Source organism: Methylobacterium nonmethylotrophicum, assembly GCF_004745635.1.
GTDB lineage: Bacteria > Pseudomonadota > Alphaproteobacteria > Rhizobiales > Beijerinckiaceae > Methylobacterium > Methylobacterium nonmethylotrophicum.
The window spans coordinates 1-1192 of sequence record NZ_SRLB01000097.1 but is presented as its reverse complement, the minus strand read 5'-3'; the positions used below and the strand labels follow the sequence as shown (position 1 = coordinate 1192).

Annotated in this window: 1 protein-coding gene; it reads right to left on the bottom strand. The window is 66.9% G+C overall.

Annotation, left to right across the window (positions count from 1 at the left end):
• Window position 1: 1 nt before the first annotated feature.
• A complete protein-coding gene (gene tuf / locus EU555_RS35935) occupies window positions 2-1192 on the bottom strand; it encodes an elongation factor Tu (RefSeq protein WP_135420164.1) in 1191 nt (396 codons plus the stop codon).

Sequence of the window (1192 nt, the reverse complement as noted above, 5' to 3'; positions counted from 1 at the left end):
CTTACTCGGTGATGGAGGCGACGACGCCGGCGCCGACGGTGCGGCCGCCCTCGCGGATGGCGAAGCGCAGCTTCTCCTCCATCGCCACCGGCACGATCAGCGTCACGTCCATCGTCACGTTGTCGCCCGGCATCACCATCTCGGTGCCCTCGGGCAGCTGGCACACGCCCGTCACGTCCGTCGTCCGGAAGTAGAACTGCGGACGGTAGTTGGTGAAGAACGGCGTGTGGCGGCCGCCCTCGTCCTTGGTCAGGATGTAGGCCTCGGCCTTGAACTTCGTGTGCGGCTTCACCGAGCCCGGCTTGCACACCACCTGGCCGCGCTCCACGTCCTCGCGCTTGGTGCCGCGCAGCAGAACCCCGACGTTGTCGCCCGCCTGGCCCTGGTCCAGCAGCTTGCGGAACATCTCGACGCCCGTCACCGTCGTCGTCTGCGTCGCCCGGATGCCGACGATCTCCACCGTCTCACCCACCTTGATGATCCCGCGCTCGACCCGGCCCGTCACCACCGTGCCGCGCCCCGAGATCGAGAACACGTCCTCGATCGGCATCAGGAACGGCAGGTCGATCGGACGCTCCGGCTGCGGGATGTAGGCATCCACATGCGTCATCAGCTCGAGGATCGCGTCGTGACCGATCTTCGGCTCCCGGTTCTCCAGCGCGCACAGCGCCGAGCCCTTGGTGATCGGGATGTCGTCGCCCGGGAAGTCGTACTTCGACAGAAGCTCGCGCACCTCGAGCTCGACCAGCTCGAGCAGCTCAGGGTCGTCCACCATGTCGACCTTGTTCATGAACACCACCAGCGCCGGCACGCCGACCTGGCGCGCGAGCAGGATGTGCTCCCGGGTCTGCGGCATCGGGCCGTCGGCCGCCGACACGACCAGGATCGCGCCGTCCATCTGCGCCGCACCCGTGATCATGTTCTTCACGTAGTCGGCGTGGCCGGGGCAGTCGACGTGGGCGTAGTGCCGGTTCTGCGTCTCGTACTCGACATGCGCCGTCGAGATCGTGATGCCCCGCGCCTTCTCCTCCGGCGCCTTGTCGATCTGGTCGTAGGCCGTGAACGTGGCCCCGCCGGTCTCAGCCAGAACCTTCGTGATCGCCGCCGTCAGCGACGTCTTGCCGTGGTCGACGTGACCGATCGTCCCGATGTTGCAGTGCGGCTTCGTCCGCGAAAACTTTTCCTTGGCCAT